The organism is Paucidesulfovibrio longus DSM 6739, assembly GCF_000420485.1.
Taxonomy (GTDB): Bacteria; Desulfobacterota; Desulfovibrionia; order Desulfovibrionales; family Desulfovibrionaceae; genus Paucidesulfovibrio; species Paucidesulfovibrio longus.
In genome coordinates this window covers 415,180-429,871 of sequence record NZ_ATVA01000013.1, presented here as the reverse complement: position 1 = coordinate 429,871, position 14,692 = coordinate 415,180, and the positions used below count along the sequence as shown (strand labels likewise).

General features: G+C 62.2%; 16 protein-coding genes. 11 read left to right on the top strand and 5 right to left on the bottom strand.

The window, feature by feature from the left end; all coding sequences use genetic code 11:
* Positions 1-257: transposase (locus tag G452_RS0109165; protein WP_022661959.1), on the bottom strand; the 257-nt coding region annotated here is incomplete at its 3' end.
* Between the two features lie 107 nt (positions 258-364).
* Here G452_RS0109165 and G452_RS0109160 point away from each other — a divergent pair.
* Positions 365-748 carry a hypothetical protein gene (locus G452_RS0109160; RefSeq protein WP_022661958.1) on the top strand — a complete coding sequence of 128 codons (384 nt, stop codon included), beginning with the start codon at positions 365-367 and terminating at the stop codon, positions 746-748.
* A gap of 51 nt (positions 749-799) precedes the next feature.
* Positions 800-1,189, top strand: a complete 390-nt coding sequence (locus G452_RS18760; RefSeq protein ID WP_051142028.1) for a response regulator — start codon at positions 800-802, stop codon at positions 1,187-1,189.
* An 87-nt stretch (positions 1,190-1,276) separates the two neighbouring features.
* Here G452_RS18760 and G452_RS0109150 read toward each other — a convergent pair whose 3' ends face one another.
* Together G452_RS0109150 and rfbA are read right to left on the bottom strand one after the other, a co-directional pair.
* The gene (locus tag G452_RS0109150; RefSeq protein ID WP_022661956.1) at positions 1,277-1,831 is read right to left on the bottom strand and encodes a PilZ domain-containing protein; all 555 of its coding nucleotides are present in this window, start codon (positions 1,829-1,831) and stop codon (positions 1,277-1,279) included.
* Positions 1,832-2,332: 501 nt separating this feature from the next.
* A complete protein-coding gene (gene rfbA / locus G452_RS0109140; RefSeq protein WP_022661954.1) occupies positions 2,333-3,226 on the bottom strand; it encodes a glucose-1-phosphate thymidylyltransferase RfbA in 894 nt (297 codons plus the stop codon).
* A gap of 127 nt (positions 3,227-3,353) precedes the next feature.
* Here rfbA and G452_RS0109135 point away from each other — a divergent pair, with 127 nt between their 5' ends.
* From G452_RS0109135 to G452_RS18750, 5 genes are all read left to right on the top strand, one after another.
* The gene (locus tag G452_RS0109135; protein WP_022661953.1) at positions 3,354-4,088 is read left to right on the top strand and encodes a DUF1614 domain-containing protein; all 735 of its coding nucleotides are present in this window, start codon (positions 3,354-3,356) and stop codon (positions 4,086-4,088) included.
* A gap of 17 nt (positions 4,089-4,105) precedes the next feature.
* Positions 4,106-4,639 carry a DUF523 domain-containing protein gene (locus G452_RS0109130; protein ID WP_022661952.1) on the top strand — a complete coding sequence of 178 codons (534 nt, stop codon included), beginning with the start codon at positions 4,106-4,108 and terminating at the stop codon, positions 4,637-4,639.
* Positions 4,632-5,384: a MogA/MoaB family molybdenum cofactor biosynthesis protein gene (locus G452_RS18755; RefSeq protein ID WP_040368449.1), complete on the top strand. Its 753-nt coding sequence runs from the start codon at positions 4,632-4,634 to the stop codon at positions 5,382-5,384. The genes G452_RS0109130 and G452_RS18755 overlap by 8 nt, the downstream gene beginning before the upstream one ends.
* Positions 5,385-5,503: 119 nt before the next feature.
* Entirely contained in the window at positions 5,504-6,865 is a 1,362-nt protein-coding gene (locus G452_RS0109120; protein ID WP_022661950.1) for a TolC family protein, read from the top strand.
* Entirely contained in the window at positions 6,865-7,077 is a 213-nt protein-coding gene (locus tag G452_RS18750; RefSeq protein WP_022661949.1) for a dual CXXC motif small (seleno)protein, read from the top strand. The genes G452_RS0109120 and G452_RS18750 overlap by 1 nt, the downstream gene beginning before the upstream one ends.
* Positions 7,078-7,250: 173 nt before the next feature.
* Here the strand turns inward: G452_RS18750 and G452_RS0109110 are convergent, their stop codons facing one another.
* Together G452_RS0109110 and G452_RS0109105 are read right to left on the bottom strand one after the other, a co-directional pair.
* Entirely contained in the window at positions 7,251-8,372 is a 1,122-nt protein-coding gene (locus G452_RS0109110) for a glycosyltransferase family 4 protein (protein WP_022661948.1), read from the bottom strand.
* 146 nt (positions 8,373-8,518) lie between these two features.
* Complete coding sequence (locus G452_RS0109105; protein ID WP_022661947.1) at positions 8,519-8,881, bottom strand: molybdenum cofactor biosynthesis protein MoaE; 363 nt, start codon at positions 8,879-8,881, stop codon at positions 8,519-8,521.
* Between the two features lie 30 nt (positions 8,882-8,911).
* Between G452_RS0109105 and G452_RS18745 the strand changes: the two genes are divergently transcribed.
* From G452_RS18745 to G452_RS18740, 4 genes are all read left to right on the top strand, one after another.
* Entirely contained in the window at positions 8,912-11,620 is a 2,709-nt protein-coding gene (locus tag G452_RS18745) for a tetratricopeptide repeat protein (RefSeq protein WP_022661946.1), read from the top strand.
* Between the two features lie 35 nt (positions 11,621-11,655).
* A complete protein-coding gene (gene gpmA / locus G452_RS0109095; protein ID WP_022661945.1) occupies positions 11,656-12,405 on the top strand; it encodes a 2,3-diphosphoglycerate-dependent phosphoglycerate mutase in 750 nt (249 codons plus the stop codon).
* A gap of 63 nt (positions 12,406-12,468) precedes the next feature.
* Positions 12,469-13,590 carry an A/G-specific adenine glycosylase gene (mutY, locus tag G452_RS0109090; protein WP_022661944.1) on the top strand — a complete coding sequence of 374 codons (1,122 nt, stop codon included), beginning with the start codon at positions 12,469-12,471 and terminating at the stop codon, positions 13,588-13,590.
* A gap of 101 nt (positions 13,591-13,691) precedes the next feature.
* The gene (locus tag G452_RS18740) at positions 13,692-14,648 is read left to right on the top strand and encodes a VgrG-related protein (protein ID WP_022661943.1); all 957 of its coding nucleotides are present in this window, start codon (positions 13,692-13,694) and stop codon (positions 14,646-14,648) included.
* The last annotated feature ends 44 nt before the right edge of the window (positions 14,649-14,692 follow it).

The following is a 14,692-nucleotide window of genomic DNA, read 5'->3' as shown; positions in this document are numbered from 1 at the left end:
TTGATATCCATCTTGAGCCGCCCGATCTCTTCAAACAGCGGAGCGGTGACCTCTTCCTGGCTCTTGGCTTTCTTGTCGCCGGAGAAAATGCCTTCGGCATTTTCAAGGAGCTGTCTTTTCCACGTAGAAATCTGGTTTGGGTGCACTTTGTACTCAGCAGCCAATTGCGCCAGCGTCTTCACGCCACGTATCGCCTCAAGCGCGACCTTGGCCTTGAACTTGTCCGAATGCTTCCGTCTTTTGTTGCTCTTTGTCATACGCCCTTCCTTATCGGTTTAAGGACGCTGATTCCACCTTAACCGGTGGTCCGAATTTCGGGGGAAAGCGCATAATTTGACTTTTTGCATAAGATGAAGGAGTGAAGATGGCCGCTGAGCGTTTGGGGCTGCTTGCCCGCTGGTTGGAAGAGGTCGCAGCGAAGATTCGCGAGCTGGAATCGCAGGCCCGCATCGTCATCGAGGAACAGGGCGACCAAAAGGGCTACGAGGCCCTCATGCGGGAAAAGGCCCTCCTGCTGGCCGGGCTGGGCGAGGAAGCGGCCGAGCGCCTGGAAGGCGCAGGCGGCGCCGAGGTCGAGCGCGTCCTGGCGCGGCTGGAGCGTTTTTCCTCCAGCGCGGCCATGGCTCTTGATGTGGGCAGCGTTTTCTTCATGTCCGCCCTGCTGTATCCGGAAGATTACGTGGCAGGGGACAACAACGATCTGGAAAATTTCATTCTTTCGGTGCGCGTCGCCTCGGCCGGCGAATAGCGCGGTTCCGGAACGTTTTCTCGAACAAGGAGCCGAGCTTTGCAGAAAACCATGAACGACGGAAGACAGCTTCGGATTTTGCTCGCCGAGGACAGCGGCGACAACGTGCTCATCATCCGGCTGTACCTGAAGAATTATCCCTATGTCATCGATGTGGCGGAGAACGGCGAGGAGGCCGTGCGCTTCTTCGGTGAAAACGAGTACGATCTGGTGCTCATGGACATCCAGATGCCGGGCATGGACGGGTATGAGGCCACGGAGCGCATCCGGGCCATGGAAGCGGAGCGCGGACTGGGCCGCACGCCCATCATCGCCGTGACCGCGCATGCCTCCGAGGAAATCCGCCGACGGGTTCTGGATTGCGGCGGAGATGCCTACATCACCAAGCCCGTGCCCAAGGCAAGGCTTCTGGAGGCCATCCAGTCCGTGGTCAGCGCCTGATGCTCTTGAACATATGGACGCGAAAACGCCCGTCGACGAATCGGCGGGCGTTTTTTTATCTCCGTCCGGGCGGGGTGCGGAGCGGCCTCAGGTGGCGGGCTTGTGCTTTCGTTCGGCCCGCTGCTTCTGCGCTTGCAGAACAAGCATGTTGATTTGGTCCTCGTGGGGACGGTCCAGTTCCTCGAATTCTCCTCCGACTACGCCCTCGTCGTGGCGCACCACGCGCATGACCAGCCCCTTGGCGAGGGCTTTTCCGTCCGCGCCGAGCACAAGGTGCAGCCGGGTTCCGGCCTTGATGCGCGGCCCCTTGAAGAACAGGGCGATTCCCGTGGCGCTGATGTCCCGCACGCGGACAACCTTGTTCAGCTCCTTGACGCGGCAGACAAGCCCTTCGTAGCTGACGCGATAGCTGCGGCGCCGTTCGGCCTTTCCGTCCGGGCGGCCTCCCGCCACCTTGAAGCCGAGCGCCTCCTCCTTGGGGATGGCCGGTTTGGGCCGGGGGGGCTTGGAAGGGGTCTTGCTTCCCGGCTTGATCTTGATGTCCAGCTGCGGGGGGACGGATGCGTCGGTTCCGTTCCGCGAAGCCTTGCCCGGCTTGGGTTTGCCGCGAAAGAGAGAGGAGAGGAACTTGAGGATGCCCATAACGCCCTGCTTTTGTGTTATATTCCTTTAAGGATATACGCGGCCGGGATAAATGGCAAGGTGGTGAGCGCGATGAGGCGATCCTCGGATGACTCTCCCCAATCCTGTTTTGGCCTTGACTTTTTGCCGGATTCCGGCAAAAGAGATCAAAGAATTTTCGTAGGAAACTGGGAGGAAGGACTATGATTGGCGATCTTCTTCACGGAATGGCACAGAGCACCACGCAGGGCTTCATCGGCGTCTCTCTTATCTTCGTCTACCTTGCCTGGATCATCAGCATCGCTATGATCCGCATCAAGGAAACCAAGCAGGAAGACCACCACTGAGCCTCGCCGTTGCGGACGCGGCGGGCTTTTGTCCCGGCGGGTCCGTTTTCGGTCGATTTCGGGTTTCTCCCTGGAGAAATCCGAAAGCCTGAGCTTCTGAAGAATTCCCGAAAACGAAGCCCCCGACGCATCTGCGTTGGGGGCTTCGTCGTTTTGCGTCTGTGGGCCGTTCCGGTCAATAGCGCCTTGCCAGGCCTTCCTCGACGTCGCGGATCACTTCCAGAAGATATTGGCCGTAATTGTTCTTGAGCATGGGGGCGGCCAGCTCGCGCAGCGCCTTTTCGTCGATGTATCCCTTGCGGTAGGCGATTTCTTCGACGCAGGAGATGATCAGGCCCTGCCGTTTCTGGATGACGTCCACATAGTTGGCGGCCTGGAGCAGGGATTCGTGGGTGCCCATGTCGAGCCAGGCGAACCCCCGTCCCAGCACTTCCACGGTGAGCTTGCCCCGCTCCAGGTAGACGTTGTTCACGTCCGTGATCTCCAGCTCTCCGCGCGGGGAAGGCTTCAGGCCGCGGGCGATCTCGACCACGTCGTTGTCGTAGAAGTAGAGTCCGGTCACGGCGTAGCGGGATTTGGGCTTTGCGGGCTTTTCCTCGATGCTCATGGCGCATTTGTGTTCGTCGAAGGCGACCACGCCGTAGCGCTCGGGATCCTTGACCGGGTAGGCGAAGACGATGCCGCCCTGGTCCAGCCGGGAGCATTGCTCCAGGATGGTGGGCAGTCCCTGGCCGTAGAAGACGTTGTCGCCGAGCACGAGACAGACCGTGTCGTCGCCGATGAATTCCTCGCCCAGCAGGAAGGCCTGGGCAAGCCCGTCCGGGCTGGGCTGCTCCGCATAGGAGAAGCTGAGGCCGAGCTGGGATCCGTCGCCGAACAGTTCCCGGAAGCGGGGCAGGTCCGCGGGCGTGGAGATGATCAGGATGTCGCGGATTCCGGCGAGCATCAGCGTTGAGAGCGGATAGTAGATCATCGGCTTGTCGTGAACCGGAAGGAGCTGCTTGCTCATGGCCCGCGTGAGCGGGTAGAGACGGGTTCCCGATCCGCCCGCCAGGATGATGCCTTTCATGGCCGACCTCGCTTTTCATTTACTTGAACGGCAGGTTGAGATAACACCCTTGCCCACCGGCGGCAACTATTCCGCAGCTGTCGCAGAACAGCAACCACGATACCGCCAGCCCGGAGGAACCTGCCTGATGCGATTCATTTACCAATCCGGGGGCCCCGGCTCCCTTCTCGCCATGATAGTTTTTCTGGCGCTTTTGCTGCTTTTCTTTGTTGTCCTGCCTGCGAACATAGCGGCCCACGCGGCCGAAGGCCTGGGCCTGACCCCGGTGCAGGGCATTTTGCTCTTGGTGGCGATGGTCCTGAGCAGAGGCGTCGAATTCACGTTGTATCGCAGCGAGCGTCTCGTGCGCGACGTGGTCCGACCGGACATGCCGCTGTCCGCCTTTATGCGCATGCAGGGCATGGCTCCTCCCGAAGAAGAGATGTTCGGCGACGAACTCGTGCCGCAGACCTTTGCCGTCGGAGTCGGCGGTCTGCTCCTGCCCTTGGGCATGAGCCTCGTGTTTCTGGGGCGCGTGGCGGCGTTGCCCGGCGCGCTGGCCTGGACCGGCGCGGCCGTGGCCCTGGCCGCCGTGGTCTGCTTCGCCGCCACCACATATCGGCCTGGAATGGCGCCGAAGCTGCCCGTGTTCATGCCGCCCGTGTGCGCGGCGCTGACCGCGTTCATGCTGCCTTCGCAGGGATTCACCGCATCGGCCGCGTTCGCGGCCGCGGTTCTCGGCCCTGTCCTGGGCAGCGGAGTCGCGCCGCTGCTTGTGCCGCGCCTGCGTGCGCGGGTGGATGCGCCGCGGGTCGTGCTTGGCGGCGAGGGATTTTTCTGGGGCGTGTTTTTCGGCTGCATCGTGGCCGGGCTTGTGGCCTAGGCAGAAAAGGACAGGGTATGGAACGCTGCCGCATAGGAATCAGCCGCTGCCTGCTTGGAGAGCGGGTCCGTTACGACGGCGGCGCCCGCCCCGCCCCCCTGGTCGTGGCGGCCCTTCGGAGCGTGGCCGAACTGGTGCCGATCTGTCCCGAGGTGGAAAGCGGCATGACCGTGCCTCGCGAGCCTGCCGAAGTCGGGGGAACCCCGCTCCGTCCGACCTTCCATTGCCTGGACTCGGGGCGCGATCTCACCTTTCAGCTGATGAGCTGGATCTGGCCTCGACTGGTACGTTTTGCGCAGGAACCCGTGCAGGGGATGGTGCTCAAGAGCAATTCCCCCAGCTGCGCGGCTGTCGTGCCGAAGCGCGTGTTCAAGGCGGGCGGGGGCACGGCCGGGCGCAGCCTCGGCCTTTTTGCGCGGGCGTTTCAGGAGCAGTTTCCTTGGATTCCCATGGCCGATGAAATCGTTCTCGCGGACCCCGTGCGCCGCGAGGAATTCATGAGGCGCGTTCGCGCCTGTCAGGCCAGGAACAGGAGTGTCTTGCATGGTTGATTGCGAAACGATATCATTAATAGTGGATCATCCGTCGGCAGTGGGCGAGCGTTTGGAATTCGACTGGACCCATCGGCCCGAAAGCCGTGCAGGCGCTTTGCTGTGCGATGGCGACGGACCTGCCCTGCGGGCGCTGTCGCGCTATTGGCGTCCCGGAACCGATGCGCTCCCGGCGAGGCCGGTGCGCTGTTTCGAAGCGGTGCGCGATTTGTCCGCCGGAACTCTGGACGGGCTGCGTTGGCAACGAAAGGGCTGGTCGCTGGCCTGGGTAACGCTCAGCGACAAAGGCTCCCGCGGCGAACGCGAAGATCTTGCCGGGCCTCTTGTGGCCGAGATGGTCGGGAAGGAGCTTTCGCTTTCCTTGAGCAGCGGGTATCTTCTGCCGGATGATGAAGGACCGTTGCGGGCGCTGCTGGCCGACCTCGCCCTGGTGCAGGGATTCGACCTGATCGTGACGACCGGCGGCACGGGACTTGCCCCGCGTGACGTGGCCCCGGACGCGACATTGAAGGTCATTGAAAAGCGGCTGCCGGGATTCGAGAGGGCCATGACCCTGGAGAGTCTTTCCAAGACTCCGCGCGCCGTGATTTCCCGCGCCGTGGCCGGGACGCTGGGGCAGTCCATGATTCTGAACCTGCCCGGCAGCCCCAAGGCCGTGCGGGAATGTCTCGGTGCCGTGCTGCCCGCAGTGGAGCATGCCCTGGAAAAACTTCAGGGGGATCCGTCGGATTGCGGTTCGGTCTGAGGCGGACGGATGCTTTCACAAGGCTTGCAAGCCTGTCCGGGCAATGTTAAACGCCTGTTTCAATTTTGCAGCGAGCGAGTTTTTCCTCGATTGTGAGTAAGCGTAACCACGGAGTTGCCATGCAGATAAGGAAGTTGTTGTCCAGCATAGCGGTGTTGCTTCTTTTCAGCAGCGTCGCCCTTGCTCAGGAGCCCGCCCAGGAAACCGCACCGGAGGCTCCTGTCGGCGTAGGCAAGGTCTTTGACATGAAAGCCTGCGTGGAGCGCGGCCTGGCTGCGAACCCGGCCATTCTGGCGGCCCGTGCCCAGCTTTCCGGAGCGGAATACGAAACGTATTCGACCTTCACGGACATGCTGCCTTCCTCCACCGTGAATTACGGCTATACCCACTCGGACCGGGAGTCTTCCACGACCTCTTCGGGGCGGCGCGATGTCTGGGGCCTGCACCTCAACGTCACCCAGCCGTTGTTTCCCGGCGTGTCCCTGCTGAACGCCTTCCAGAAGGGCATGCTTGAAGAGGAACAGGCCGATGCGCAGCTTCAGAACGCGGAACTGACGCTCATCGGAGAGATTCAGACCACGTTCCTGGGGCTGCTCAAGGGACGCATGAACGTCAAGAGCGCCGAGGACTCGCTGGAACGCCTCAAGTCCCAGTTGCAGGTCACCACCGCGTATTACGAGGTGGGGCTCAAGCCCCGGCTCGACGTGCTCCAGGCGGAGACCGACCTGGCCACGGCCGAGCAGGAGCTGCTGACCGCGCGCAACGCCGTGGACACCCAGACGGCAAAGCTGAACACGCTCCTGAACCTGCCCCTGGAGGCCGACGTGGAATACGTCGGCCAGCTGGACGAGCGGACCTTCGACCTCGACCTCAAGCAGGCGCTGGCCAAGGCCTACGCCAACCGTCCGGACATCCGCATCGGCGAGAAGAGCGTTGCCATCGCCCGCAAGGACTTCAACATCACGGCCAGCGATCTGCTGCCCTCGGTCAACGCGGATTTGGACTACTACAAGAAGGGCAACGGCGCGGACCTTTCCAACGACAGCGCGCAATGGTCCCGCTCGGCCCAGGAATACTGGACCGCCGGCGTGAGCATGAGCTACTCGCTGGGCGCGCTCGGTTCGACCCAGGTGCTCGACACCCTCAAGGCGGACCAAAATGTTTCCCAGATCATGGCCGAGCTGGAAAAGACCAAGCTCGACGCCGGGTATGAGGTCAAGGAAGCGCTGCTGAACATCGCCAACGCCCGGGACCGCATCGTGGTCGCCCATAAGTCCGTGGCCGCGGCCACGGAAGCGTACCGCATGGCCCTGGCGCGCTACCAGGCCCAGGTCGGCACCAACACCGACGTGCTCGACGCCCAGGCCAACGTGTCCTCCAGCGAGGCCGAACTGATTCAGGCTTTGGCCGACTACCAAAGCTCGCTGTCCACTCTCTACATCGCCATGGGCGAGAAGAACCCCGGACTGGAGACCGAGTAATGTCGTTCGATCGGCTCAAGGGAGAGGCGCCTGCGGGCGAGCCCAAGACCTGCGACAAGTGCGGCGGGGATCTTTACGCCGCGCGTCGATGTCCCTGGGTGGTCATGCGCTGTCGGTCCTGCGGGGCCACGCTGGAGCTGCGCGAGATCGCCGATCAGATCGACGATCCCTTTGAAGAGGATTTGGGCTGGGTGCCCATGGACCGGCTCTGAGCCGGGGGAACGCAAGCCTTGAATGGCCCGGAATCGTCTCGTCGGTTCCGGGCCTTTTTCGTGGCCAGGCTGGCGGGGGCTTGCAGGCGCTGGCGAAAAGGGGAGGGCAGAGAAAAACGCTCGCGGGAGAGGAGCGGTTCAATTCCGGGCAGGGGCGGCGACATGCCCGGGGATCAGGTCTTCGAGGGGGAGTCCAGCAGACCGGCGTACAGGTTCAGGGTCCGGTTGAGGAAATCGCGGCCTGTGAGTTGGGACATGGTCTTGCTCTGGGCGAGGACCAATTCTTCCCGGAAGGCGGGGGCTTCGACGGCGCGGGCCAGCACGCCGGTCATGGCCGCTTCGTCTCCGGCGGGAAAGAGACCCTGCTTCGGAACGAGGTCGGGCATGACGTTGACGTCCGAGGACACCAGCGGTCTGTTGCAGGCCATGATTTCCAGCGCTGCGCGGGCGATGGCCTCGGACCAGAGCGAAGCCACCACGCCGAGGTCGAGGGCGGATATGCATGCCGCCACATCTTCCCGCTTCCCGCTGATGGCGGTGATTTCCTCGATTCCCTCCTGCGCGATCCATTGCCGGATTTCGGTCAGGCGGGTCGAGGTTTCAAAACCGATGAAGAACAGGCGCACATGCCTGTGGCCGTGCTCGCGCCGCAGGCGGGCAACGCAGCGTGCCAGCTCCCGTTGTCCCTTGACTTCGTCGAACCGGCCCAGAAGGCCGATGACGAAATCATCCGGACCGAAGCCGAACTCGCGCCGGACGCGCTCCCTGCCTTCCGGGTCGAAGCGGAACACGTCCGTGTCCACGCCGCCGTGAATGCACCAGACCTGGGCCTCCGGCGTGCGCATCGTTTCCAGGAAGTGCGTGGCCATGCGCTTGTTGGTCACAACCACGGAAGAGGCCACGCCGCGGTGCAGCCAACGGTTGAAAAAGTCGCTGCGGGGCAGGCGCTGGTCGCCGCGCGTGCGCACGAGCTTGAAGGGCATGCCCAGCTTGAGCAATAGCCCCCAAAGGAAGAATCCTTCGCCCCGGTGACAATTGACGATGTCCGGCTTGAAGGAGCGCACGAGCCGCACGAGGTCCACGCAGCTCCCGGCGAGACGGAAGGGGTTGTTGGTGTTCAGGTCCACGGGAACCGCTGTCAGGCCCATTTCCAGGGCCTTCGCGTGGGTGGGCGTGTCTTGTTGCGTGAGCACGAGCACCCGGTGTCCGTCGTCCTGCAGCAGTTTGCTGAGATAGAGGGCGTACCAGGCGGTGGCGTTGAACCAGCGGACGTTGGCGACCTGAATGATGTTCATGTATGTTGTTCCGGCGTTGAGCGGGCCGCAGCACTATGGCAGCGCCAAGGGAGCTTGGCAAGGGGCGCGGGAACGGCGCCCGCGTTCCGGGCGCCGTTTTGGACCTTCTCTTGCACGAAGTCCCGAAGGGAAAAGAATTCCCCGGTCTAGGCGAAGATTTCCTGCTTGCGGACGGCCTCGGACTTGATTCGGTCCAAAAGGTCGGCCAGGGCGGGTTTCACGTTTTCTCGCACGTCGCCGGCAACGATGATGAAGAGCAGGTCGTCGCCGGGGACGAGCCGGCCCTCGCTGGCCTTGGCTGTGGCGCGCCAGATTCCCGGCCGCTTTTCGAACTCGGCGCAAAGGGCCTTGATTTTTACATGATCCGGGTGGACCTCCACGGCTGTGACCGTGTTCTTGTCTTTCCTGGACCAACCGCGCACGACTCCGTTATGGATAAGGATCATGCCGACGTTTTCAGTGAATCCGGGCTCTTTTTTCAGCTCGGCAAGGGCTTCGGTCAGGTTCATGGTCTTCTCCTTGTTTGTTGAGGTGTCCAGATGAGCAGCATTTCTTCTCTTTTGCAAGCCCTTCCAAAGGTCTCCCAGTCGAGGATGATCGGTTCGGGCTATGGCGTCTGGCTCGTCTGGGGGGGGACGCTGAATACGGCTGTTCCGCACACCCTCAAGGATTACGGCGCGATACCGATGGTCCAAACGGACAGCCAGGCGCTCTGGTTGGCTCCCACTCCTGAAATCTTCCGTGCCCTGGCCCGCCTTCAGATTTGGGCCCGCCTCAACCCCATGCCCCTGTTTTGCCAGGTGGTCCCGATCACCGTCCTGGTCGGCTACGACCTGACGCTCTCCATGGCCTTGCCGTCCGAGCTGGGCAAGCAGGTCGTCGACCCGCCCAAGGAGTTCGAAGTCTGGGTGCACCCCAAGCTGGGCGAAGCCCTGCAGCACATCTCCGGCCTGAGCATGCAGCAGAAAGGCGCCATGGCCGGTCTGGCCAACGTGGAATGGCGTCTCTTCGATGCGGACGAGGGGCTGGATTACGAAACTTTCCTGAACTGGTTCTTCGTCATCAAGCCTGTGGGCCGCATGGGCGAAAAGGACAGCATCATGGGCTGGCGGGCCTGGGCCGACGAGGTCAAGAAGCTCTTCGGCAGGCTGAGCATCAAGTATCTCGTGGGAACCCGCGAGGAAGTATTGATTTTTTCGCTCAAGGGTCTGCGCTCCATGCGGACCTTCATCGCCGAGCTGCTCAAGCTCATCGCCGAAACCAAGAACCAGCCGGAGCGTTCGTATTGGCCCTGCGTCATGGCGGCCGTCGGCCAAAAGGGCAAGCAGTTCACCGAGGAAATCACGCATAAGTTCAATCTCGACTGGAACAAGCTGACTCCTGATCTGCCGCACCTGAGCTACCGCGACGCCTTCATGCTCGGAGAGGGCTTCAAGGTCAACGAAGCCCGCTACGGGGGCGACGAATCCCTGGAATCCTGGTGCAACGTCAGTCTTGCGGCCGACGCCGGAGAGCGTTCCAAGAGCGCCGCGGAGATCATCCTGCCGCGCAAGCTGATGATTTCCCGACACGATTCGGAGTGCTTCTATTGCGGCCTGCGCAGCCATCAGTCCGGCGAGTGCCCTTCCCGCTGGTTGACGGAGTCCAAGCCCGGCGTCTGGAACGCCCTGGCCCGCATCGACATCAAGGAATTTCCCAAGGGCATGCGCAAGCTGGACGAAGCCCTGGACGAGAAGGACACCCTGGGAAGCCTCACGGAGCTGCTCGGCTCGGAAAAGAAGATCGAAAATCTCATGGCCGCGGCCATGTTCGAGATCAACAGCGCCGCGCAGTTCCGCATTCTGGAACGGATCTGGCGCAGCCGAGGCAAGGAGTGGCCCTCAGGACTCAAGCAGCTCGTGCCCGAGGAGGGCCAGTTCGTCAACGAGGCCATGGAAGCCTTCAAAGCGCGGGATTACGAGCGCACTGCCGGCCTGCTCAAGCAGTTGCGCATGAAATACGTGCGAAGCTACATTCCCTCGTCGCTTCAGGGATTTTTAGCCATGGAGGAAGGCGACCAGCACCAGGCCAGATTCTACTGGCAGGAGGCGGAGCGCCTGAGCTACACGCCGTTGCAGCAGGGGTATTTTCTCTTTCTCCAGGCCCGGAGCCTGGAGGTGGAAGGGGAGTACAAGGAAGCCGCGACCCTCTACAGGCGCGCCTACATGGCTTCCCCGAAATGGCTGGACACGCTCTACCGGGGCGGCGTCTGCATGGTCAAGCTCGGCTTCACCGGGCAGGCCATCGACATGTTCAACGACCTTTGGCAGCAGAATCCGCATTTCTTCAACCAGGCCCTCATCGACCCGGAGCTGGACCGGGGCCGCGCGCACGTGCTTTCCGCCATGTGGGACCGCTGGGCCGCCGCCGAGAGCCAGGTGGAGTCGGAGCGGGAGCGGGTGGAGAAGCTGGATGCGGAGATCGAGCAGCGCTTCAGCGAGGACCACGAGTTCTACGAACCGGCCAAGAAGACGCTGGAGAACATGAAGGCCCTTGCGAAGCTGAACAACTTCGTAGCCTTCCTCGAATTGATCAATGAGCTGGCATTGTTCGACGCCAAGCTTTCGCGCCAGGTGGAGCAGGACATCAAGCGGATGCAGTCCAAGGTCGAATACCTGGTGGAGCGGCTCAAGGACGTGCAGCAGGAAGCATCCTGGTTTCCGTTTCCGAAGCTTCTGCGGGAGTTCAACCGCGATTTCAACTACTGCGTGGAAAAAATCAACTGGGTCAACCATCAGCATATCAAGGCGGCGGACAACTTCCGGCAGGCCGCGAAATATCTTTCCGAGGTGGAAGAACGCCTGACCAATCTGCAAAGCCGCCTCGTGACCTTGCGGATCATCCGCGACTCCACGCTGTTCATCCTCATGCTCGGCCGCAGTTTCGTCTGGTTCGAGGTCATCGGCCTGGGCCTGGGACTGATCGGCCTGCCTCTCGCGATCTACTTCACGAGAACCGTCCAGCACGTCTGGATCGTGGACGTCATCCGCGATCAGCAGTGGGAATTCCAGAAAGGCCTGATTCTGATCTTGAGTGTGCTCGCGCTTGTGGTATCCTTGCTCAAGACCGCCATCGGCTTCGAGCGCAGGAAAAAGGAGCTTTTCGAGCGCCCTGAGGAAGAGGACGCAAAGAGCCGCAAGGGCAGGTCCGGCTCGCGGAAGGCGAAGAACGCCGCTTCGCCCAAGGCGAAACGGCAAGTTCAAAAATAGCGGGACGGTTCATCCTCCCGCGCAGGGGGATATTCATGCACAGTCTCGTATTGATCCGTCATGGCCAGAGCGCCTGGAATCTCGAAAACCGCTTCACGGGCTGGACCGACGTCGACCTCACGGAGCAGGGACGAAGCGAGGCGCGTTCCGGAGCGCTCAACCTTCGGGACGAAGGCCTTGATTTCGACATCTGCCATACCTCGGTGCTGAAACGGGCCATCCGGACCCTTTGGATCGTCCAGGAGGAAATGGACAGGCTCTGGCTCCCCGTGCGCAAGACCTGGCGACTGAACGAGCGGCACTACGGTGCGCTCCAGGGCTTGAACAAGGCGGAAACCGCAGCCAAGTACGGGGACGATCAGGTCTTCACCTGGCGGCGCAGTTTCGACGTGCCGCCGCCGGCCCTGGACGCTTCGGACGACCGCTGGCCCGGAAACGATCCCCGCTATGCCGACATTCCCCGCAACGAGTTGCCCCTGGGCGAAAGCCTGGAGATGACCATCGCCCGGACCATGCCCTATTGGTTCGAGGAGATCGTGCCGGACATCCGCGCCGGGAAACGGGTTCTCGTGGTCGCGCACGGCAATTCGCTTCGCGGGCTCGTCAAATATCTCGACGGCCTGGACAATGCGGCCATCACCAAGGTGAACATCCCGACGGGCGTTCCGCTGCTCTATGAGCTGGACGACGAATTGCGCGCGGTTTCCCGTCGCTACCTGGGCGATCCGGACGAGGTGGCTGCGGCGCAGGCTTCCGTGGCGGCCCAGGGAAAGGCCCGGACATAGGGCGGCGGCGCGCGGCGGCGGAGCGGTCTTGCTCCCGGACCGCTCAGGGCGTACACCGACGCCATGTCCTGCAACGAATTCTCTTTTCCGGAAATGGACGGACGGCTTTTTGCCGAGCAGCTTTGCGCCTGGTTCGAGCAACGCGGCCGGGATCTGCCCTGGCGTCGCAGCTATGCCCCCTACGAGGTCTGGATTTCCGAGATCATGGCGCAGCAGACCCAGATGGGCCGCGTGGTGGAATATTTCCAGCGTTGGATGAAGCGGTTTCCCGACGTGGAAAGTCTTGCAGCCGCGGGCGAAGACGAGGTGCTGAGGCTCTGGGAAGGGCTGGGGTATTACAGCAGGGCGCGCAATCTCCGCAAGGCCGCGCAGCACATGCTCAAGGAGGGCGGCTTTCCCTCTTCGCACGAGCGGGTGCTGTCCCTGCCCGGTGTCGGGCCCTACACGGCGGGCGCGATCATGAGCGTGGCCTTCAACGCACCTTACCCCGCTGTCGACGCCAATGTGGAGCGCGTATTCGCCCGGATCTACGACCTGGACAAACCCGTGAAGCTTTCCGCCAACCAGGCCTTTATCGAGGACAGGGCTCAGGCCTTGATCCCGGAGGGAAAAGCGCGCGTCTTCAATCAGGCGCTCATGGAACTGGGGGCGCTGATCTGCACGCCCAAGGGGCCGAAATGCCCGGAATGCCCGGTGCTGGAACATTGCCGAAGCCGCGCCCTGGGGCTTGAATCCGAGCGGCCCGTGCCGGGCAGGCGCCAGGAAACCGTGCACGTCACGGTGGCCACCGGAGCCTTGGTTCACAAGGGCCGCGTCTACATTCAGAAACGAAAGCCGGACGACGTTTGGCCGGGACTCTGGGAGTTTCCCGGCGGGGGCATCGAGAGCGGCGAGACTCCGGAAGAGGCGGTCGTGCGCGAATATGCCGAGGAAACGGATCTGGAGGTGGTTCCCGTGCATTCGTCCGGAGTGGTCAGATACAGCTACACCAAGTTCCGGGTGACCCTGCATTGCTTTTATCTTCGCCATGCCGGACGCGCCAAGACTCCCGCCTGCCACGAGGCCGTGGAGGGGATGTACGTGCTTCCCGAACGGCTTCAGGACTTCGCCTTCCCTGCGGGCCATCGTAAATTCATACGAATGTTGAGCGCTGATCCCGTCTTTTTTGGTCTTCTTTCTTCTTGATTTAATTGATATTATATAGCCATTCCCGCGCATGGCACGGATTCTGCTCAATCCTGGTGGGCACAGCCTTTTGTGTCCGGATTTTGACAGGGGGAGCCGACATGGCGGAAATGGACTATTCCCAACTGATGCAGGTTCTCGGAACGAGACCCGCCGCAGCCGTCCAGCGGCCTATGAGCGCGAAGCAGGCCGGGGATCTGGCGTTTCACACCCAGATGCAGATGGCCTTGAACCTTTTCAGCGATGGAAAGGAAAGTCAGGCCGGACAGTCGCATTTGATGGGCGGCTCGTTGATGAACGACGCGTTGATGATGGACGCGCTTTCGACCATATCCCGTTTGATCGGGGAAAACCCGCTGGAGCGCAGCCAGCCCATGAACGTGGTGCGCGCCAAGGTGCCCGAACCGCAAAAGAACGCTTTGGTGGCCGGAGCGCTTTCAGCCATGTTCGAATCCGGGGACAAGGGCGTGGAGGCCATCGGTTTCGACCGTGTGGGCGGAACGTCCTACGGTAAGTTCCAGATAGCCTCGCGCACGGGATCCATGCATGACTTCCTGAAGTTCCTCGACGAGCGGGCGCCGGAATGGTCCAAGCGGCTGCGCGCCGCAGGGCCTGCCAACACCGGAGGCACGCGCGGGGGAATGCCCCGCGAATGGAAGAAGATCGCCGAGGAGTCGCCGGAACGATTCGAGCTGTTGCAGCGCGAGTTCATTCGGGAGGATCATTACCAGCCTGCGCGGGAAAAGATCATCGCCCAGACCGGAATCGATGTGGACAAGCTGCCGCTGGCGGCGCGCGAGGTGCTCTGGAGCACGGCCGTGCAGCACGGCGCCACGGGAGCTGCGGAAATCTTCGGGCAGGCCATTGCCGGGCTGCACGCCAAGCCGGATAGCGGCGAGTTCGTGCACAAGCTCATCGACGAGGTCTACGACAACCGCAAGACCCAGTTCGGCTCTTCAAGCCGTCGGGTGCGCGCGAGCGTGCAGAGCCGCATGGATCATGAAAAGCGCATGGCTCTGGCCATGCTCGACACCGGAAGCGTGAACATGCTGGCCTGAGAATCCAAGGTCCAAGGTCGCCGAGACGTCAAAACGCCGTCCCG